This window comes from Cupriavidus ulmosensis, from assembly GCF_977008105.1.
Genome location: NZ_CDRMWP010000001.1, coordinates 1,443,662 through 1,464,384 on the forward strand (window position 1 = coordinate 1,443,662; position 20,723 = coordinate 1,464,384).

14 protein-coding genes are annotated in these 20,723 nt (G+C 71.7%); 5 read left to right on the top strand and 9 right to left on the bottom strand.

Translation table 11 applies throughout. From position 1 onward, the window contains the following. Positions 1-255 precede the first annotated feature (255 nt). From aroG to ACWTPI_RS06660, 4 genes are all read right to left on the bottom strand, one after another. Positions 256-1,335 carry a 3-deoxy-7-phosphoheptulonate synthase AroG gene (gene aroG / locus ACWTPI_RS06645; protein ID WP_020201401.1) on the bottom strand — a complete coding sequence of 360 codons (1,080 nt, stop codon included), beginning with the start codon at positions 1,333-1,335 and terminating at the stop codon, positions 256-258. A gap of 377 nt (positions 1,336-1,712) precedes the next feature. After that, positions 1,713-3,173, bottom strand: a complete 1,461-nt coding sequence (gene tldD, locus ACWTPI_RS06650; protein WP_454731231.1) for a metalloprotease TldD — start codon at positions 3,171-3,173, stop codon at positions 1,713-1,715. A gap of 99 nt (positions 3,174-3,272) precedes the next feature. Then, a complete protein-coding gene (locus ACWTPI_RS06655) occupies positions 3,273-4,106 on the bottom strand; it encodes a carbon-nitrogen hydrolase family protein (RefSeq protein ID WP_059412960.1) in 834 nt (277 codons plus the stop codon). Between the two features lie 52 nt (positions 4,107-4,158). Next, complete coding sequence (locus tag ACWTPI_RS06660; protein ID WP_454731232.1) at positions 4,159-8,652, bottom strand: YhdP family protein; 4,494 nt, start codon at positions 8,650-8,652, stop codon at positions 4,159-4,161. 241 nt (positions 8,653-8,893) lie between these two features. Between ACWTPI_RS06660 and glnE the strand changes: the two genes are divergently transcribed. Together glnE and rrtA are read left to right on the top strand one after the other, a co-directional pair. Then, positions 8,894-11,734, top strand: a complete 2,841-nt coding sequence (gene glnE / locus ACWTPI_RS06665; protein WP_454732454.1) for a bifunctional [glutamate--ammonia ligase]-adenylyl-L-tyrosine phosphorylase/[glutamate--ammonia-ligase] adenylyltransferase — start codon at positions 8,894-8,896, stop codon at positions 11,732-11,734. Beyond that, entirely contained in the window at positions 11,731-12,366 is a 636-nt protein-coding gene (rrtA, locus tag ACWTPI_RS06670) for a rhombosortase (RefSeq protein WP_454731233.1), read from the top strand. The genes glnE and rrtA overlap by 4 nt, the downstream gene beginning before the upstream one ends. A 57-nt stretch (positions 12,367-12,423) precedes the next feature. Here the strand turns inward: rrtA and ACWTPI_RS06675 are convergent, their stop codons facing one another. The 4 genes from ACWTPI_RS06675 to ACWTPI_RS06690 form a co-directional block, all read right to left on the bottom strand. Then, positions 12,424-14,133, bottom strand: a complete 1,710-nt coding sequence (locus ACWTPI_RS06675) for a S8 family peptidase (protein ID WP_454731234.1) — start codon at positions 14,131-14,133, stop codon at positions 12,424-12,426. 172 nt (positions 14,134-14,305) lie between these two features. Next, the gene (locus ACWTPI_RS06680; RefSeq protein ID WP_020201408.1) at positions 14,306-14,746 is read right to left on the bottom strand and encodes a hypothetical protein; all 441 of its coding nucleotides are present in this window, start codon (positions 14,744-14,746) and stop codon (positions 14,306-14,308) included. 43 nt (positions 14,747-14,789) lie between these two features. Continuing rightward, on the bottom strand, positions 14,790-16,514 hold the full coding sequence (recN, locus tag ACWTPI_RS06685) for a DNA repair protein RecN (protein ID WP_454731235.1): 1,725 nt from the start codon (positions 16,512-16,514) through the stop codon (positions 14,790-14,792). Between the two features lie 56 nt (positions 16,515-16,570). Then, complete coding sequence (locus ACWTPI_RS06690) at positions 16,571-17,488, bottom strand: NAD kinase (RefSeq protein WP_020201410.1); 918 nt, start codon at positions 17,486-17,488, stop codon at positions 16,571-16,573. A gap of 104 nt (positions 17,489-17,592) precedes the next feature. Here ACWTPI_RS06690 and hrcA point away from each other — a divergent pair, with 104 nt between their 5' ends. The 3 genes from hrcA to ACWTPI_RS06705 all read left to right on the top strand — a co-directional run bounded on the left by hrcA (position 17,593) and on the right by ACWTPI_RS06705 (position 20,283). Then, the gene (gene hrcA, locus ACWTPI_RS06695) at positions 17,593-18,630 is read left to right on the top strand and encodes a heat-inducible transcriptional repressor HrcA (protein ID WP_020201411.1); all 1,038 of its coding nucleotides are present in this window, start codon (positions 17,593-17,595) and stop codon (positions 18,628-18,630) included. A gap of 112 nt (positions 18,631-18,742) precedes the next feature. Further along, positions 18,743-19,858: a ferrochelatase gene (gene hemH / locus ACWTPI_RS06700; protein WP_020201412.1), complete on the top strand. Its 1,116-nt coding sequence runs from the start codon at positions 18,743-18,745 to the stop codon at positions 19,856-19,858. Positions 19,859-19,887: 29 nt separating this feature from the next. Beyond that, the gene (locus ACWTPI_RS06705) at positions 19,888-20,283 is read left to right on the top strand and encodes an RNA-binding S4 domain-containing protein (protein WP_020201413.1); all 396 of its coding nucleotides are present in this window, start codon (positions 19,888-19,890) and stop codon (positions 20,281-20,283) included. Between the two features lie 41 nt (positions 20,284-20,324). Here ACWTPI_RS06705 and ACWTPI_RS06710 read toward each other — a convergent pair whose 3' ends face one another. Next, positions 20,325-20,480, bottom strand: a complete 156-nt coding sequence (locus ACWTPI_RS06710) for a hypothetical protein (RefSeq protein WP_020201414.1) — start codon at positions 20,478-20,480, stop codon at positions 20,325-20,327. Between the last annotated feature and the right edge of the window lie 243 nt (positions 20,481-20,723).

A 20,723-nucleotide genomic window follows, 5' to 3' on the forward strand; every position in this document is an offset into this window, starting at 1 on the left:
GCACACTCCTCGAACCGGCTCGACGGGTTGAATCAGCTCATATTAGCTCAATACAGCTCGAATCGGCTCATCCGGGAGCTCGCATGAGCTGATGGCGGGCTGATTTGTTTCCGTCGGGCCGGGTTTCACGGGCACATCCGCACCCTGTCGGATCGGTCGTGCGCGCGAGCCAGCCGGGTTCCGGCGCGGGCGTCATGTCGAAGTCAGAAAAAAGCCGCTGACACCAGCGGCTTTTTCGTTGCGCGCAACCGGCGCTCAGTTGCCGGTGCCCTTGACCAGCCGGCGCGCCTTGACGGCGTTGGCCAGCGTCTCCAGCACCTTGACCGAGTCGTCCCAGCCGATGCACGCGTCGGTGACCGACTGGCCGTAGGTCAGGGTGTCCACCGGCGTGCCCTGTACGTGGTCCTGGCGGCCCGCCACCAGGTGCGACTCCACCATCACGCCGACGATGCGCTCGTCGCCGCCCGCCACCTGGCGGCCGATGTCCTCGCACACCGGGATCTGGTTCTCGTGCTTCTTGCTGCTGTTGGCGTGCGAGGCGTCGATCATCAGGCGCGCGGCCAGGCCGGACTTGGAGATCGCTTCGCAGGCTTCCTGCACGCTGGCGGCGTCGTAGTTGGGCGTCTTGCCGCCGCGCAGGATGATGTGGCAGTCCTCGTTGCCCGAGGTCGACACGATGGCCGAGTGGCCGCCCTTGGTGACCGACAGGAAATGGTGCGGCTGCGAGGCGGCCTTGATGGCGTCCACGGCGATCTTGACGTTGCCGTCGGTGCCGTTCTTGAAGCCCACCGGGCACGACAGTCCGGAGGCCAGCTCGCGGTGCACCTGGCTTTCGGTGGTGCGCGCGCCGATGGCGCCCCAGCTCACCAGGTCGGCGAGGTATTGCGGGCTGATCATGTCGAGGTACTCGGTGCCGGTCGGCACGCCGATCTCGCTGATGTTCAGCAGCAGCTCGCGCGCGATGCGCAGGCCGTCGTTGATCTTGAAGCTGCCGTCCATGTGCGGGTCGTTGATCAGCCCCTTCCAGCCCACCGTGGTGCGCGGCTTCTCGAAATACACCCGCATCACCACTTCCAGCTCGCCGGCGAAGCGATCGCGCTGCACCTTGAGCAGCTTGGCGTATTCGAGCGCGGCGCGGGTGTCGTGGATCGAGCAGGGCCCGATGATGACGATCAGGCGGTCGTCCATGCCGTGCAGGATGCGGTGCATGGCCTGGCGCGCGCCGTAGATCACGTCCGAGGCCTGTTCGGAGCAGGCGAATTCGCGGATCAGGTGCGCCGGCGGCAACAGTTCCTTGAGTTCGCGAATACGCAGGTCGTCGGTGTTCTTCAGCATGATGGCTCCGGGATTTCGTGGGTCGTGGGTTTGGGTGTGTGGGCTAGGGCCTGGGAGCGGGCCGGGATAAAAAAAGCCGCCAGGGTTGCTGGCGGCTTTTTGTGTATCCTCGGGGCGCTTACGATCGTCCCTCTCCATCCGCCAGCGGTGTGAGATCGCTATAAAAGTAAAAGTAAAACTTGGCGGACATGGATCGGATCAGGCTCGGGTGTCGTATGTTCTTTGCGGCAATGCGTCAAGGGATGGCAGGAAATTGCGCGGCGTCCGGTAAATCAGCGGGCCGCGGCAGTTGACCATCGCGCAACGAAGCATCTTTATAGCGCTTTTTGCGGGGCTTGGCAAGCGCCGCGCGCGATACGCGCGGCGCCGCGCCGGGTTCAGGCGGTGCCGCCCACGGTCATGTTCTCGATGCGCAGGGTCGGCTGGCCGACGCCCACCGGCACGCTCTGGCCTTCCTTGCCGCACACGCCCACGCCCGAGTCCAGGCGCATGTCGTTGCCGATCATGGTCACGTCCTTGAGCGATTCCGGGCCGTTGCCGACCAGCGTGGCGCCCTTGACCGGGGCGGTGATCCTGCCGTCCTCGATCAGGTAGGCCTCGCTGGCCGAGAACACGAACTTGCCGTTGGTGATGTCGACCTGGCCGCCGCCGAAGTTCACCGCGTAGAGGCCGCGCTTGACGCTGGCGATGATCTCCTGCGGGTCGCGGTTGCCGTTGAGCATGTAGGTGTTGGTCATGCGCGGCATGGGCAGCGCGGCGTAGCTTTCGCGGCGCGCGTTGCCGGTCACGGGCATCTTCATCAGGCGCGCGTTGAGGGTGTCCTGCATGTAGCCCTTGAGGATGCCGTCCTCGATCAGCGTGGTGCACTGGGTCGGGTTGCCCTCGTCGTCGAGGTTGAGCGAGCCGCGGCGGTTGGCCAGCGTGCCGTCGTCGACCACGGTCACGCCCTTGGCCGCCACGCGCTCGCCCATGCGGCCGGCGAACGCGGACGAGCCCTTGCGGTTGAAGTCGCCTTCCAGGCCGTGGCCGATCGCCTCGTGCAGCAGCACGCCGGGCCAGCCCGGGCCCAGCACCACGGTCATGGCGCCGGCCGGGGCCGGGCGCGCCTCGAGGTTGACCAGCGCCGAGGCGACCGCCTCGTCGACGTACTTGCGCAGCAGCTCGTCGGTGAAATAGCCGTAGGCATAGCGCCCGCCGCCGCCCGAGGAGCCGATCTCGCGGCGGCCGTTCTGCTCGGCGATCACCGTGACCGAGACGCGCACCAGCGGGCGCACGTCGGCGGCGACGACGCCGTCGCTGCGCGCCACCAGCACCACGTCGTACTCGCCGGCCAGGCCCGCCATGACCTGCACCACGCGCGGGTCCTTGGCGCGCGCCATGCGCTCCACGCGCTCGAGCAGCGCCACCTTGTCGGCGGCGGCCATCGAGTCGAGCGGGTCGTTGGGCGTGTACAGGCTGCGCCCGCCCTGCGAGGCCAGCTTGCCGGCCACCTTGACGCGGCCGCTGCCGGCGCGGCCGATGGTGCGGGTGGCGGCGCCGGCCTTGAGCAGCGCGTCCAGGCTGATGTCGTCCGAGTAGGCGAAGGCGGTCTTGTCGCCGGACACGGCGCGCACGCCCACGCCCTGGTCGATGCTGAAGCTGCCCGACTTGACGATGCCCTCTTCCAGGCTCCACGCCTCGTTGCGGGTGTACTGGAAGTAGAGGTCGGCGTAGTCGACCTTGTGCGTGAAGATGTCCGCCAGCACGCGCTGGAGCTTGGCCTCGTCGAGGCCATAGGGCGCCAGCAGCAGTTGCTGGGCGGTGGCGAGGTTGCGGATTCCGAGGTCGCCGGCGTTCATGGTTTTCCTTTTGTCGTCGTGCCGCGGCGGCGCGCTGGCGCCGCCGCGTGAATGATCTGTGCGCCGCCCGTGGGGCGCGTGGCGGCGCGGCCGTACATGCTACAGCACCCGGTGGCGCAGCGCCGGCAGGTTCTGCCGCACTTCGTCCAGGCGCGCGGGGTCGATCACGCCGCTCACCACGCCTTCGCCTTCGGGCAGCACCGCCATGACCTCGCCCCAGGGATCGACCAGCATCGAATGGCCCCAGGTGCGGCGGCCGTTCTCGTGCTTGCCGCCCTGCGCCGCGGCCAGCACGTAGCACTGGTTCTCGATGGCGCGCGCGCGCAGCAGGATCTCCCAGTGCGCCTGTCCCGTGGTGTAGGTGAAGGCGGCCGGCATCAGAATCAAGCTGGTCTTGCCGCCGGCCGCCAGCTGGCGGTACAGCTCGGGGAAGCGCAGGTCGTAGCAGACCGACATGGCGACGCGGCCGCACGGCGCCTCGAAGCTCACCGGCGTGTCGCCGGCCAGGATGGTGCGCGATTCGTCGTAGCTCTCGGTGCCGCGCGTGAAGCCGAACAGGTGGATCTTGTCGTAGCGCGCCACGCGCTCGCCGCGCGGATCGTAGGCCAGCGAGGTGTTGTAGACGCGCGCCTCGTCCTCGCACCACAGCGGCAGGGTGCCGCCGACCAGCCAGATGCGGTGGCGGCGCGCAGCGTCGGCCAGGAACGACTGGATCGGGCCGTCGCCGTCGCGCTCGCGGATGGCGACCTTGTCGCCCTCGCGCTGGCCCATCATGCAGAAATACTCGGGCAGCAGCACCAGCTCCGCGCCGCCGTGGGCCGCCTGGGCGATCAGCGCGCCGGCGCGGGCCAGGTTGGCCTCGCGCGAGATGCCGCTGACGGTCTGGATCGCGGCCACGCGGAACGGCGTGGCGCCGGGGGCGGTTGCGGTCATGTGCGTTTTCCTTGGTATGGAGAGCCGGCGGCGCCGGTGCGGCCGGCGGGGCCTACGGCAGCGGGTAGACCCGGTTCGAGGTGCCCTGCACGCCGGGCAGGCCGGGCTGGGCATCGGCCTTATTCTCCCCCACTTTGTTGATCTGCGGGTTCGCCCAGCTGCCGCTGATGTGGTAGCGGCGGCTGAAGGCCTTGGAGAACTCGTCGGCGAAGATGAGCTGCGCGGCCAGCGTGCCGATGCCCAGCGCCGGATTGATGAAGGCCGCCGCCACCGAGGCCGAGGTGGCGTTGATGCGCGGCACCACCGTGACCTCCAGGTCCTGGGTCTCGCGCGGCAGGTTGGCGCTGCCCGTCATCGAGGCGCGCAGCTGGCCGCCCCGGAGCTCGAAGTCCTTGGTGCTGGCCACGCCGTTCTCGAGCGTGCCGATGCCGGTGATCTCGTCGAACACCATGCCCTGGCCGGCCACGCCGCGGAAGTCGAAGGTGGCCAGCCGCATCAGCCCCTGCAGGCTGAGCACGCCCAGCAGTTTGGCCGCACCCGGCTCCACGGCGAGGATCTGGCCGTTGTCGAGCTTGAGCGTCACGCGGCCCGATAGGGTGGGGTAGTCGATCGCCAGCGGCGATCCGCGCCAGCCCACGCGCCCCTCCAGCGTGCCGCGGCCGTCGGCCAGGATGTGCGGCAGGCCCATGCGCTCGAGCACCTGGCCGCCGTTGCGCACGTCGAGCTTGAAGTCGAGCAGGGTGCGGCGCTCGGCGCTGGCGCCTTCGCGCAGCCGGCGCGGCATGCGCCAGCTGCCGCTGCCGGTGAAGGTGGCGCCGGGCTGCTCGAGCACCAGGCGCTCCAGCGTCCACACCGGGTCGCCGCCGCTTTCGCTGGCGTGCGCCTTGACCTCGAGCTTGCCGAAGTCGCGCCCGTGCAGCTCGAAGCGGTCGGCCACCAGGTCCAGCGCGGGCAGCTCGTCGGTATTGCCGGCGAGCGTGTCCGCCATGTTGCCGGCGTCGCTGTTGTCGGGGATGTTCAGGCGCGACAGGCGCACCGTCAGCGCGCCGGCCGGCCCGGTGGTGGCGTCGTCGCGCCAGCGCAGCGTGCCGGCGACCTGGCGCGCGTCCACGCGCACGTCCCAGCCGCCGGGCGCGCGGCTGGCTTCCACCGCCGCCTCGTCCAGCTCGCGGCCGAATGCCACCAGCGTGCGCGCGTGCGCGGTGATGCGCTCGGGGAGGAAAGGCGAGGGCGGCGCGGGTGGCGTGGCCGGCGCATTGCCCCGGCCGCCGCTGCTTGCGCCGCTGTTCGCGCCATTATTTGCGCCGCTGTTCGCCCTGGCGGCGCCGTCGTCGCCCGCCAGCAGCGCGCGCCACGGGTCGAGATCGAAGCGGCCGCTGGTCAGCGCGGCGGTGACGCCGCTGGCCGGCTGCGGCGCGGGCTGCTCGATGCCGATGCCGCCGGACACCACCTCCGTGCTTTCGGCGCCGCGCCGCAGCAGGTAGCGCGCGTTGAGCGCATTGCCGTATTGCACCAGCAGTTCCTCGTGGCCGGCGCGCGCGGCGGCCGGGCGCAGTTCCATGCGCAGCGGCACGGCCTGGGCCGCGCTCTTGCCCAGCGGCGCGGGCAGGCCGAGCGCCAGCCCGGCCAGATCGGAGGTGACGGTGATCTGCGGCTGGTGCTCGCGCACGCCGATCACGGCGCTGTAGGCGGCGCTGCCTTCGGTCTTCTGCGCCAGCGCGGCGAGCGCCGAGCCGGCCAGCAGCTCGCGGATGCCGGGCGCGCCGAGATTGCCGCTGGCCGTCACGCGCACCGTGCCGTCGGGCTGGCTGCCGCCGCCGGCGCGGATCTCGCCGCCGAGCAGGCGCGCGCGCAGGTCGTTGAGCTGGAAGCCGTGCTCGTTGAAGGCGATCACGCCGGTGGTGCCGCCCAGCGGCGGCCATTGCGGGTTCAGCACGACCTCGTTGCCGGGCAGGCGGAACTGGCCGTCCACCTTGGCCGCGTGGGACTCGGTGAGCGGCAGGTCGAGCTTGAGGCGCAGCTCGCCGTTGCCCTGGGCGCGCATCTCGCTGGTCACCTGGCCGGTCCAGTCGCGCACCGGGCTGGCGGCGATGAAGCGCAGGAAGCCCGACATGGTGCCGCTGGCGCCGCCGTCGAGCAGCAGGTGGCCGTGGTCGCTGAGGTCGGCGATGTGGCCGTTGACATCCTGCAGCGCGACGCCGGGCACGCCCTGCACGCCCGCATGCTGGGCCACGAAGGACAGGCCGCCGCGCTCGAACAGCACGCGGCCGCCGATGTCGGTGAAGTTCGGCCACGCCTTGCCGCCGTTGGCGGCGGCCGCGGCGCTGCCGGGCGCCGCGCCGACGTGGGGCGCGATCTGGTAGCTGACGCGCTGGATCGGCACCTCGACGCGGAAATCGCCGGCGCCCTCGTGCGGGCTGTGGAAGGGGAAGTATTCGAGGTCGCCCTTGACCAGGAACTTCACGTCGCTGGCCTCGCCGGCCACCAGCGCGCCGGCCAGGTACTGGCGCGTGGCCGCGGGCAGGCCCAGCGGCAGGTAGCGCGGGATGCGGCCGACCTGGGCGCGGTCCAGCTCGCCGGTCAGGTCGGCGATGCCGCCATGCCCGTCGCCGCCGGTCTGCCAGGTGCCGCGCACGGTACCCGCGGTGTCCGGGTTGGCGAAGCGCACGCCGTCGGTGCGCACCGCCAGCTTGTTGTTGTCGCGGGTCCAGTGCACTTCGCCGGCGATCTGGTCGAACACCACGCGCGGCTCCTCGAACATGCCGGGCAGCACCAGCGCGGCGTTGCTGCCCTCCAGGCGGGCGCTGCCGCGGCGCTCGTCGAAGTTGAAGCTGCCGGACAGCCGCGAGAAGCCGGGCACGCCCAGGTTGGGCTTGCCGTTCGCGCCGAGCGCGGGGCTGGCCGGCTGCTCGCGCACCGAGACGTTGCGCAGCGTGCCCTGCACGTTGAAATGCGCCGCGCCGGCGCGGCGCGTCAGCAGGTTCGGCCGGTCGCGGTTCCAGTTCACGTCCAGGTTGTCGAGATGGCCGGACGGCTGCAGCGCGCGCAGCTGGCGCGACAGGGCGGTGTCGAGCGGCAGCGAGGTGGCCAGCGAGCGTACCGTGTTGAGGTCGAACGTGGGCGCCTTGAGCGAGAACTTGCGCAACTGGCCCTTGTTGTCGGTGGCCCAGCCCACCACCACCTTGCGCATGCCTTCGCGCCAGGCGTTCTCGGCGGGCGCGTCGGAGGCCGCGCCGGCGGGGGCCGCGGCGGCCGGCATGGCGGCGGATGCGGAGGAGGGAGCCGAGGAGGACGCCAAAGAGGACGTCGACGAGGGCATCGCGGCGGGCGCGGAGGCGGCCACGTCGGCGCGCCCCGGCGGCACGGCCGGGCCCTCGGCCGGCTCGGGCTGCCACAGCAGGGTGTCGATGGTCAGCAGGTGGTCGTGGTCGCGCCCGATGCGGTGCATGACGAAGGCCTGCGCGCTGGCCAGCTTGAGCGGCTCGGGCGCGCCGGCCAGTTGCAGGTCCACGCCGCTGGCGCGCAGCCGGGCCTGGCTGCGGCTGATCTCGCCGCCGCGGAATTCGATGGTGCCGTCGGTGTTGAAGGTGCCGCGCGCCACGCGGTCGAAGATGGCGGTGTAGCGCTGCAGCACCGGCAGTTCCAGCCGGCCCAGGTCCCAGCTGGCCTGGCCGTGCCAGTTGTGCCAGTCGCCGGCGCGGCGCAGGTAGTCGTGGCGGAAGTCGGCCGCGATCACCAGCGGGCGCGGCGCCAGCGTGGGGGACTGCGCCTCCAGCCTGACGACGTGGCGCGAGCCGAACCGCCGCGCGCTGAACTGGATGTTGCCCACGTCGAGCTGCGGCAGCTTGTTCTTGTCGTCGAGCCAGCGCAGCTTGCCGTCGCTGAGGTCGACCTTGCCCTGCGCCAGCAGCCAGTCGAACAGGCGGTTGTCCTGCGGCTTCGCGCTGGCGGTGTCGACGGTCAGGCCGGCCACCTCGAGCCGGCCCTCCGGAGTGCGCCGCACCAGCAGGTCGGTGTGGCTGGCGGAGACCTGCTGGAACAGCAGGTCCATGCTGAACAGCGAGCGCCACGAGAGCTTGCCGTCGAGCGTGCCGGCGGCCATCAGCACGTGCTGCTCGCTGTCGACCGCGGCGACGTCGCGGGCGTGGAAGGCGGGGTGCCAGCCGTCCCAGTAGGTGTCGAGCTGGCCGATGCTGAACTTGGCGGCGAGCGCGATCGAGCCGCGCTGCTCCAGCCAGGTGCGCGCGGCCGAGGCCTGCGGCCACAGCACGAAGCGGATCAGCAGCCCGGCCAGCAGCGCCATCACCAGCAGCGCCAGCGCCAGGCGCACCAGCACGCGGCCGAGCCCGCGCCAGGCGGGATGGCGCACGACGGTCAGCGCGGCGCGGCCGAACGCGCGCGCCAGCGCCAGCGCGCGGCGCGGCGCCTGCCGCAGGAGGGAGGGGCCGGCGGCGGCATCCCGTCCCGGCGCGGCGCTGGCGGCGGCAGCGGCCGTGGCAGCGGCCGTGGCGGCGGGTTCTGCGGGTGGGGTGGCGCGGCTGGACATGCGCTGATTATCCGACAATACTAGGCGCTCTCCAATTCGGTGCCTGACCGGCCATGCACGATGCGCGCGCCGGCCCCGGGGCCGGCTCACGCGCTTCCAAACAACAACAGGAATGACTTCCACTGATCCGACGAGTTCCACGGCCGCGCCCGCGACCGCCGCCAGCGCCGCCGCGGGCGGTGCCGCCGCCGGACATGCGCCCGGCAACACTTCCGGCGCCGCCAGGCAAGCCGTGGCCGACATGGCCAGCGGGCCTCACGCCGTCGTGGCCGCCGCCGGACTCGTGCCGGTCGACTGCGCCGGCACGGCATTGTACTCGCCCGCCTATTCGCGTTATACCCGCCGCATGGTGCAGGCCCGCCCCGGGCTGGCCGAAATCGTCGCCGCCGCCAGCGCGCAGCCGCTCACGCGCGCGTGGATGGCGGCGCGGCTGCAGGCGCTGCGCGAGCCGTCGGCCGACGTCGAGGATGCCGTCAAGCGCGCGCTGCGCCGGCTGCGCGCCGAGGTGATGTGCGTGGTGATCGAGCGCGACCTGCGCGGCCTGTCGACACTGGGCGAAGTCACCGGCGCCATGACCGACCTGGCCGAGCTCGGCATCCAGTACGGCATGGCGGTGCTGGAGGAGGACATGGCCCCGGCCTACGGCCGCCCGGTCGGCGAATCGAGCGGCGAGGTGCAGGAGCTGGTGGTGGTCGGCATGGGCAAGCTGGGCGGGCGCGAGCTCAACGTGTCGTCCGACATCGACCTGATCTTCCTCTACGACGAGGACGGCGACACGCGCGGCGGCCAGCGCAGCCTGTCGAACCACGAATATTTCATCCGCCTGGGCCGCCGCCTGATCAACCTGCTGGCCGAAGTCACCGCCGACGGCTACGTGTTCCGCGTCGACATGCGCCTGCGCCCGAACGGCGACGCCGGCCCGCTGGCGTGCAGCTTCGGCATGCTGGAGCAGTACCTGGTGGTGCAGGGGCGCGAGTGGGAGCGCTATGCGTGGATCAAGGGCCGGGTGGTGTCGGCGCAGGACACGCCGCACGCGCGCCGCACCGCGGCGCAGCTTGCCAGCCTGACCGGCCCGTTCGTGTTCCGCCGCTACCTGGACTACGGCGTGATCGCCGCGATCCGCTCGCTGCACGCGCAGATCCGCGCCGAGGCGGCCAAGCGCAGCGGCGGGCTGGTGGCGGCCGGCGGCGGGCAGCGCGTCAATCAGCGCGCGTTCGACATCAAGCTGGGCCGCGGCGGCATCCGCGAGATCGAGTTCATGGCCCAGGTGTTCCAGCTCATCCGCGGCGGGCAGGACACCGCGCTGCGCGTGCGGCCCACGCTGGAAGTGCTGGCGGTGGCGGTCGAGCATGGCCTGCTGCCGGCCGGCCAGGCCGAGCAGCTGGCCGACGCCTACCGCTTCCTGCGCCAGCTCGAGCACCGCCTGCAATACCGCGACGACGCCCAGACCCATCACCTGCCGACCACCGAGGAAGAACAGCAGGCGGTGGCCGCCATGATGGGCTTTGACGGCTGGCCGGCGCTGATGGCGCGGCTGTCCTCGCTGCAGGAGCCGGTGGCGCAGCAGTTCGAGGCGACCTTCTCCGACCCCGACCAGGTCAACGAGCCGTGCGAGGCGCTGTGGCCCGCGCTGATCCGCGACGAGGAGGACGAGCCGCCGTGCGAGCGCCTGGCCAAGGCCGGCTTCACCGACTGCACCGGGCTGCTGGACCGCCTGCGCGCGACCGGCTCGTCGCTGCGCTACCGCGCGCTGTCCGAGCAGAGCCGGGCGCGCTTCGACCTGCTGGTCAACCGCGCGCTGGACCTGGCCGCGCGCCAGCACGACGCCGACCGCACCATCGCGCGCTTCGTCGATTTCCTCGAGGCCATCAGCCGGCGCGCGTCCTATCTGTCGCTGCTGTCCGAATACCCGCAGGCGATGGCGCGCGTGGCCGACACGCTGCACGCATCGAGCTGGGCTGCCGCCTACCTGACGCGCCACCCGCAACTGCTCGACGAACTGCTCGACAGCGACGCGCTGGCCGGCGCGCCGGACTGGCACGATTTCCGCGCGCGCCTGGCCGCGCGGCTCGACGCCGCCCACGGCCAGGTCGAGGCGCAGATGGACATCCTGCGCCGCGAGCACCATGCCGAGACCTTCCGCATCCTGCTGCAGGACCTGCAGGGCATGCTGACCGTGGAGCAGGTGGCCGACCGCCTGTCCGACCTCGCCGACGCCATGCTGGCCGTCACGCTGCACGCGGTGTGGCGCCAGCTGGCCACGCGCCACCGCGAGGATCCGCGCTTCGCGGTGATCGCCTACGGCAAGCTGGGCGGCAAGGAGCTCGGCTACGCCTCCGATCTCGACATCATCTTCCTGTACGAGGACGAGCACGAGCGCGCGCCCGACATCTACGCGGCCTACGCGCGCCGGCTGATCACCTGGCTGACCAGCCACACCGCGGCCGGCACGCTGTTCGACGTGGACACGCGGCTGCGCCCGAACGGCGAGGCGGGCCTGCTGGTGACCAGCTTCGAGGGCTTTCGCCGCTACCAGCAGCGCGAGGGCGACAACACGGCCTGGGTGTGGGAGCACCAGGCGCTCACGCGCGCGCGCTTCTGCGCCGGCGACGCGGAGATCGGCGCGCACTTCGAGCGCCTGCGCGACGAGGTCCTGCGCCAGCCGCGCGACGCCGCCACGCTGCGCGGCGAGATCGCCGCGATGCGGCGCAAGGTGGCCGACGGCCACCCGAATCCCGGCGAGCTGTTCGACCTCAAGCACGACCGCGGCGGCATGGTCGACATCGAATTCACCGTGCAGTACCTGGTGCTGCTGCACAGCCACGACCATCCCGAGCTGACCCGCAACGCCGGCAATATCGCGCTGCTGCGCACCGCCGGCGAGCTGGGCCTGATCGACGCCGCGCTGGCGCGCGAGGTGGGCGACGCCTACCGCGCGTTCCGCGCGCGCCAGCACCAGCTGCGGCTCGACGGCCACGACCAGGCGCGCGTGCCCGCCGATGCGGTGGCCGCGGCGGTGGCGCAGGTGCGCGCGCTGTGGCAGGCGGTGTTCGGCGAGCCGGCGGGCGCCGGCGGCAATTGACGCAGCCGCCCGCGCCGCCGCCGGCCGCCGCCGGCCCATCCACCTTGCCCGGCGTGCTGGCCGCGCTGGCCGCCACGGCCGCGCTCGGCGCGGCCTTCACCTTCATTCCGTGGCTGCACGCGCACGGGCTCTACCTGCGCGACGCGGTGCTCGGGCATGGCGCGGCCGGCCAGTGGTGGCGCCTGCTGACCGCGATGTGGGTGCACCTGGGCTGGCGCCACTGGCTGGCCGACCTGCTGGCCGCCGCGGGCCTGCTGCTGCTGGTCGGGCGCGAGGCGCGCGGCGGCGTCATGTTCGCGGTGCTGCTGGCCTGTGGCGTGGCGGTACAACTGGCGTTGTGCCGGGTGCCGTCGGTGGGCTGGTACGGCGGGCTGTCCGGCGCGCTGCACGGGCTGGCGCTGTGGGGCGGCTTGCGCCTGCTGCGCGGCGACGGCTGGTCGCGCGCGACCGGCGTGCTGCTGTGCCTGGGCGTGCTGGTGAAGACCTGGCTGGAGCAGTCGTGGCTGGCGCCGGTGGTGTTCGACGCGCACTGGGGCTTCGGCGTGGTGCGCATCTCCCACGCGGCCGGCGCGGTGGCCGGCCTGGCGCTGTGGCTGCTGCAGGAGTGGTGGGAGCGCCGGCACGGCGCGTGAGCGCGCGGGGGGAGTGGCGCGGCCGCCGCGGTCCGCGCGGCCGCCTCCGCCGTGCCGTCAGCGCGGCGCGGCCTTCCTGCCGCGGCGCGCACCCAGGCCCAGCAGCAGGCCGAGACCGCACAGCGCGATCGAGAGCGGCCATGCCAGCGCGCCGCCGCCACCACCGCCGCCGCTATCGCCACTCGAAGGCGCGGTCGGCGTGGTCGCCGGCGCCTGCGTGGCGGCGATCAGCGCGGCATTGGCGTCGAGCAGGCCCGCGCCGCAGTTGCCGGTGTTGGCCGCCAGCGTGCAATAGGTGTTGGCCGGATGCGGGCGCGCCGAGCTTTTCAGCGCGGCCAGCACCTGGGCCGGCGTCAGCGCCGGGTTGGCCGCCAGCATCAGCGCGGCCACGCCCGACACCAGCGGCGCGGCGAAGCTGGTGCCCTGCGAGTTGGTCACGTTGTAGTTGCCGAGCGTGGTGGTGCCGTCGTTGGACAGCGTGCGGATGAACGATTGCGACGCCGAGCACGAGATCTGGCCGGTGCCGGGGTCGGTGACGACCTTGGAGTTGCCGCAGCCGCCGCCCGGCGCGCTCAGCGAGACCTGCGGGCCGACGTTGGCGTAGCTGGCGTTCTCGCCGTCGTTGACGTGCGCGGTGACGGCCACCACGCCGGCGCAGTCCGCCGGCGCCTCGACCGCGCCGGCGCTGTTGCCGGTGGCGGCGACCACCACCGCGCCGGCGGCGGCGAGGTCGTTGACGGCCTGCTGCTCGACGGTGGAGCAGGTGCCGCCGCCCAGGCTCACGTTGATGACGCGCGCCGGGGTGGGGTTGTTCGGGATGTTCGGCACCGGCAGGCCGCCGGCCCAGCGCATGCCGTCGACGGTGTCGGACAGCAGCGCGCCGCAGCGGCCCGAGACGCGCACCGGCTGGATGCGCGCGTTCCAGTCCACCCCGGCGATGCTCTGCCCGTTGTCGGTGATCGCGCCCAGCGTGCCCGCCACGCGCGTGCCGTGCCAGCTGTTGTTGGTGGCGGTGGTGGCCGGCGCCGAGCCGGAGCAGGTGTAGCCGACCGGCACGCCGTCGCCGGCATCGGTGGCGTCGGCGTCGCGGCCGCCGCCGTCGTTGGCGGTGCCGGGGTCGGTGATGAAGTCATAGCCCGGCACGATGCGTGCGGCCAGGTCGGGATGGGGCAGGTAGCCGGTGTCGACCACCGCGATCACCAGGCTGCCGTTGCCGCGGCTGCGGTCCCAGGCGGGCGGCAGGTTGACGCCGCCGCGCACCACGGCGGGCGTGTTGAGATAGGCCTGGTTGAGCGCGAATTCGGGATCGTTGGGGCTGGTGTCGTGGAGCCGCAGCCAGCGGTCCGGCACCACCTCGGCAATGCGCGGATCCTTGCGCAGGCGCGCTGCGGTGGCCTCGGGGTCGGCGGCATCGCCGGCGCTCAGCAGTTGCAGGTTGCCGCCCATCTGGCGCTTGACCGAGAGCGCCACGCCGGTGTCCTGGCTCACGCTCAGCATGCGCTCGGATTGCGGGTCCGCGCCGGCGCTGCCGGCGGCGCCGTCCTTGGTGGTGGCGCCGTCGCGCCAGCGCACGATGAAGTTGCCGCTGTAGCGGGGCGCCGGGCGCGCGGCCGGGTCGGGCGCCGCGCCGGCGGCGGCCGGCAGGCCCAGCCAGAGGCCGGCGCCCAGCACCAGCGGCGCCAGCAGCGCCGAGAGCGCCGATCGCGCTGCGCCGCGCCGCGCCCGTTGCGCTAGCCCGCTATTTCGATCCTGAAACGGTTGCCGCATGTCTGCCTCCTGCCGTTTGGTCCGCGTCGGACCGACCGCGGTGGAGCACCCCTGGGACGCTCCGGAATTGCCTGTGCGCGGATGCGCCGGAAACCTCGGTTACTGCGACCAAGCTTTTTCAAGGTACTTCAACGCCCGAGCGCGGGCATTCGACTACAGCAAACCGTCCTTTTCAGTCGGGCCGCATGTCGCGGCTGGCCGGCTGGGTGCGGTTGGGCTTGAGCACGCGGTCGGGCTCGGCGGTCTCGATGCGCGGCGCCGCGCGCAGCGTGGCCACGGCCTGGTCGAGCGTGGCGTCGGCCGAGGCGGAGATCGCGGTGACGAGCCAGACGCCGCCCGACATGGGCCGCTTGACCACGAAGCGGATCGGCCCGGCGATGGATTCCACCAGGCGCCCGGCGTCTTCCGAGGCGGTCACGGGCGGCGCGGTGAAGCGCACCATGATGTCGCCGACGGCGCGGTCGGCGTTGAGGCTGCTGGCCGGCGCGGACGGGCGCTGGGCCTGGCAGGCGCTCAGCGTGGCCAGCGCCAGCAGGGCCAGCGCGCCGCACAGGATGGTCAGGCGCAGCGGGCGGGCCGGCTTGCGGGAGAGCGGCTGCGTGCCGATGGACATGGGAGACTCCTGAATGGTTACGGGGCCGGAGGACGGGGCGCGGTCAACTGGCGGCGCGGCGCGTGCGGCGCGGCTCGCGGGCCGCGCCGGCGCCGCCGCGCGCGCCTTGCGCGAGCATTTCCTCGGCGTGCTGCATGGTGGTGGCCGTCACCGTGGTGCCGCCGAGCATGCGCGCGGTCTCGACCACGCGGCCGGCGGCATCGAGCGCGCGGATGCGCGAGCGGGTGACGGAGCCGGCCGGGCCGCCCTCGCTGGTTTCCTTGCTGACCAGCAGGTGCGTGCCGGCCTGCGCGGCCACCTGCGGCAGGTGGGTCACGCACAGCACCTGGCGCGCGCGGCCCAGCTCCTGCAGGCGGCGGCCAACGACTTCGGCCACCGCGCCGCCGATGCCGGTATCGACTTCGTCGAAGATCAGGGTCGGCGTGGGCGCGGCCTCGCTGGTGATGACCGAGATCGCCAGGCTGATGCGGGCGAGCTCGCCGCCGGAGGCCACCTTGGCCAGCGGGCGGGCGCTCACGCCGGCATGCCCGGCGACCAGGAATTCGACTTGCTCGAGGCCGTGGCTCTGGCCTTCCTCGAGCGGGTGCAGCGCCACGGCGAAGCTGCCGCCGGCCATCGACAGGCCCTGCATGGCCTCGGTCACGCCGGCCGAGAGCTTCTCGGCGGCCACCTTGCGCGCCGCGCCGAGGTGCTGGGCGATGGTCAGGTAGGCGGCGCGCGCGGCGGCCTCGCGCGCCATCGCCTTGTTCAGGTCCTGGGCCGACTGCAGGTCGTCGAGCTGCTGGCGCCGTGCCAGCAGCTCGTCGGGCAGTTGCTCGGGCGGCAGCCGGTACTTGCGCGCGGTGGTGTGCAGCGCCTGCATGCGCGCCTCCACCACCTGCAGCCGCTCGGGGTCGAGGTCGAGCCGGTCGACGTAGCGGTTGAGCGAGTGCGCGGCTTCCTCGACCTGCACCTGGGCCGGGTCGAGCGCGGCCAGCACGTCGCCCAGGGCCGGGTCGACGTCGGCGAGCTGGCGCAGGCGCTGCACCACGCCGTTGAGCGTGGACAGCACCGAGCCGTCGGCCTCGGAGAGCGCCTCGAGCGCGGCGCGGCTGCCTTCGATCAGGCCGGCGGCGTGCGACAGGCGGTTGTATTCGGCCTGGATGTCTTCCCATTCGCCGGGCTGCGGCGCGAGCTTTTCCAGCTCGCCGACCTGCCATTCGAGGCGCTCGCGCTCGAGCGCCATCTCGCGCGAGCGGTGCTCCACGGTCTCGCGCTGGCGCACGCAGGCGCGCCACGAGCGCCAGGCTTCGGCCACGGCGCCGGCCTGCGCGGTGAGGCCGGCGTGGGCGTCGAGCAGCAGGCGCTGGGCGTCGGGGCGCAGCAGCAGCTGGTGGGCGTGCTGGCCGTGGATGTCGACCAGGCGGTCGCCGATCTCGCGCAACTGGCCGAGCGTGGCGGCGGCGCCGTTGATGAAGGCCTTGCTGCGCCCGCCGGCGTCGACCGTGCGGCGCAGCAGCACCGTGCCTTCGTCGCCGGTGAGATCGTGCTCGGCCAGCCAGGCGTCGAGCCCGGGCGGCGTGGCGAAGGTGGCGCTGATACCGGCGCGGGCGGCGCCTTCGCGCACCACGCCGGCGTCGGCGCGCTCGCCCAGCACCAGGGCCAGCGCGTCGATCAGGATCGACTTGCCGGCGCCGGTCTCGCCGGTGAAGACGGTGAAGCCCGGGGAGAAGTCGAGGTCGAGGCTATCGACGATGACGAAATCGCGGATGGACAGGCTGCGCAGCATCGTGGGCGACGGGGTCAGGGTCTGGGTTGGATCGTTCCGGGTCGTTCGGGGCCGCGTCAGAGCCGGTTGTCTTCGCTCGGGTACTCGTGCCAGTGCAGCTTCTTGCGCAGCGTGGCGTAATAGTTGTAGCCGAGCGGGTGCAGCAGGTGGACGGTCTTGGCCGAGCGCCGCACCACGATGCGGTCGCCGGGCAGCAGCGAGGTCAGCGACTGCATGTCGAAGTTGACGCTGGCGTCGCGCGCGGTGGCCACCTCGATCGACACCTCGGCGTCGTGCGGCAGCACGATCGGGCGGTTCGACAGCGCGTGCGGGGCGATCGGCACCAGCACCAGGCCGGACAGCGTGGGATGCAGGATCGGGCCGCCGGCCGACAGCGCGTAGGCCGTGGAGCCGGTCGGCGTGGACACGATCAGGCCGTCCGAGCGCTGGTTGTACATGAAGTAGCCGTCCACCGAGACCGCCAGCTCGACCATGCCGGAGATGCCGGAGCGGTTGACCACCACGTCGTTGAAGGCCAGCGCGGAGAAGATCACGCCGTCGTCGCGCACCACCTGCGACTCCAGCAGCATGCGGGTCTCGGATTCGTAGCGCCCGGCCAGCATGTCGGGCAGCACCGACTGCACGTTCTCGAGCGGGATGTCGGTCATGAAGCCGAGCCGCCCGTGGTTGACGCCGATCAGCGGCACCGGGAAGCCGGCGAGCTGGCGCGCCAGCCCTAGCAGGGTGCCGTCGCCGCCCAGCACCACGGCGACGTCGGCATGCTTGCCGATCTCGCCGGGCGGCAGGGAAGGGTAGTCGGTCAGCCCGGTGGCCAGCGCGGTCTCGCGTTCGAACACGACGTCCTGGCCGTTCTTCAGGATGCAGGCGGCCAGTTCTTCCAGCGGGCCTTCGATGCCGGCGGTGGCGTACCTGCCGATCAGGGCGACGGTGCGGAAGGGGGCGCGCGCGGCGGCGGGCTTGGGGAGCGATGACATGCCCGGATTAGACCATACCGCCGTGACCATTGTCAGCACGCCGGCGCGCGCCGGTGCGCGCCAGCCGCCCGAACCGGGAAAACTTGCGTAAAATCGGGTGCATCATGGATGAACGTGCCAAAACGCTTCTCAAAACGCTGATCGAGCGCTATATCGCCGAGGGGCAGCCCGTCGGCTCGCGCACCCTGTCGAAATACTCGGGGCTCGACCTGTCGCCGGCCACCATCCGCAATGTGATGTCGGACCTGGAGGAGATGGGCTTCATCACCAGCCCGCACACCTCGGCCGGGCGCATCCCGACGCCGCGCGGCTACCGGCTGTTCGTCGACACCATGCTGACCGCCCAGCCGCTCGACAGCGCGCTCAACCTGGCCGAGCTGGCCGGCAAGATCCAGGGGCAGCTGCACGGCCAGCAGCTCGGGCCGCAGCGCATGATCACCTCGGCGGCGCACACCTTGTCCAACCTGTCGCATTTCGCCGGCGTGGTGATGACGCCGCGGCGCGCGCAGGCGTTCCGCCAGGTCGAATTCATGCGGCTGTCGGACAAGCGCATCCTGCTGATCATCGTCACGCCCGAAGGCGACGTGCAGAACCGCATCATCCAGACCGAGCTGCCGTACACGCCGTCGCAGCTGGTCGAGGCCGCCAACTTCATCAACTCGCACTATGCCGGTATGAGCTTCGACAACGTGCGCGACCACCTGCGCGGCGAACTGCGGGCGCTGCGCATGGACATGTCGCAGCTGATGCAGGCGGCGGTGGAGGCCGGCAGCAGCGCGATGGCCGAGGAAGAGGACAACCACGTCTTCATCTCCGGCGAGCGCAAGCTGCTCGAGGTGGAGGACCTGTCCTCCAGCATGGAAAAGCTGCGCCGCCTGTTCGACGTGTTCGAGCACAAGACCGGCCTGCTCAAGCTGCTCGACGTCTCCAGCCATGCGCAGGGCGTGCAGATCTTCATCGGCGGCGAGAGCAAGCTGGTGCCGCTCGAGGACATGGCGGTCATCACCGCGCCCTACGAGGTCGACGGCCAGATCGTCGGCACGCTGGGGGTGATCGGGCCGACCCGCATGGCTTACGAACGGGTGATCCCGATCGTCGACATCACGGCGCGGCTGCTGTCCAGCGCGCTGAGCCAGAACTAGTGCGGGGTCCGGCGGGTCTCACCGGCTGCCAGTGCCGTTGCGCCCGCCGGCCCGGCGCGACCCGGCGGCCGCGCGCGTTCGCCGCGGCCCGCCCCGCCACACCGGAAACACCATGACGACTACTCCCGAACCGGCCTATCAGCACGGCCAGGCGCCGCGCACGGCGGTCCTGCTGATCAATCTCGGCACCCCGGACGCGCCGACCCCGAAGGCCGTCGGCAGCTATCTCCGGCAGTTCCTGTCCGATCCGCGCGTGGTGGAGATCCCGCGCGCGGCCTGGCTGCCGATCCTGTACGGCTTCATCCTGCCGCTGCGCTCGCGCGCCTCGGCCATGAAATATGAGTCGGTATGGCTGCGCGAGGCGCACATGACCGGCTCGCCGCTGCTGGTCCACACCGAGCGCCAGGCCCACGCGCTGCAACTGCTGCTCAACCAGCACGGCCACGAAGTGACGGTGGCGTGCGCGATGCGCTACGGCAATCCGTCGATCGGCTCGGTGCTCGAGGCGCTGCGGCGCCAGGGCACCGAGCGCGTCCTGCTGCTGCCGCTGTACCCGCAGTATTCGGGCAGCACCACGGCCACGGCGTTCGACGAGGCGTTCCGCGTGCTGGCGCAGTGGCGCAACCAGCCCGAGCTGCGGCTGGTCAAGCATTTTCACGACCATCCGTCCTATATCGCTGCCCTGCACCAGCAGGTGGGCGCATACTGGGCGCAGCACGGCACGCCCGATTTCGCGCGCGGCGACCGGCTGATCCTGTCGTTCCACGGGGTGCCGCGGCGCACGCTGGAACTGGGCGATCCCTACCATTGCGAATGCCTCAAGACCGGCCGCCTGCTGGGCGAGGCGCTGGGCCTGCAGCCGGGCCAGTACCAGGTCACGTTCCAGTCGCGCTTCGGACGCGCGGAATGGCTGCAGCCGTACACGGCGCCGACGCTGCGGGAGCTGGGCAAGGTCGGCACGGGCCGCGTCGACGTGTTCTGCCCGGGCTTCCCGGCCGACTGCCTGGAGACGCTCGAGGAGATCGGCATGGAAGGGCGTTCCGAATTCCAGGTGGCCGGCGGCAAGGTTTTCCACTACATTCCCTGCCTCAACGACGCCGAGTCCTGGATCGCCGGGCTGGCGGAGATCGCCCTGCAGCACCTGCAGGGCTGGCCGCTGCGGCTGCCGCACCCGCACGAGCTGGAGGCGCGCCGCAGCCAGGCGCAGATGCGCGGCGCGGCGGCCTGAGGCGCGCTTCGTGGCAAGGAGATGACAGCATGAACGTATCTTTCGAGGCGGATGCCCGCCTGCGCATCGACAAATGGCTGTGGTGCGCGCGTTTCTTCAAGACCCGCTCGCTGGCGGCCGAGGCTGTGGAGCGCGGCAAGGTGCGGGTCAACGGCCAGCCGTGCAAGAACTCGCGCGAGGTCAGGCCCGGCGACACGGTCGTGCTCGAAGCGCACCAGCAGCGCTGGGAACTGGTGGTCAAGGGGATCGCGGGCGCGCGCGGCGCGGCGCCGGTGGCGCAGACGCTCTACGCGGAAACCGAGGCAAGCCAGGCGCGGCGGCGGGAGGAGGCGGAAAACCGGCGGGTCAACACGGAGCCGGCGTCGCGGCTGCAGGGCCGGCCGACCAAGCGCGACCGGCGCCTGCTCGACGGCATCGGGCAGTGAGGCGCGCGCCGGCGCATGCGGCGCCGCGGCTCACTGGCTGGTCAGCGAACGAAGGGAACAATGTAATGCTTGAAAACCGCCTTGCCACTGCCGTATTCGGTATCCCGCGGCGTGAAGGCGCCGGAGAGGCAGATGAAGACTGTCATCACCGATAATGCGGCGAGAAGGAAGACCGTCAGAACAGGCAGCTTATGCATGGCTAACCTTTCGAGAGTGGCCCGACTTGTGATGCATCTTCGACCCCGTTATTTTTGTCATTTTTGTACACTTTCATCTTAGAGGGTGCGTTGCAGCAAAGCAATATGGCCCCTATTTCGGTGCCCGCCTCTTTGTAACCATGTGTTTCACCGCACCGACACGGTGCGCTCTTGAAAAACCGGAAGCCTGTCACCAATTGCAGGCTACATTTGCCGATTTACCACCCGTGGCCGGCGCAGGCC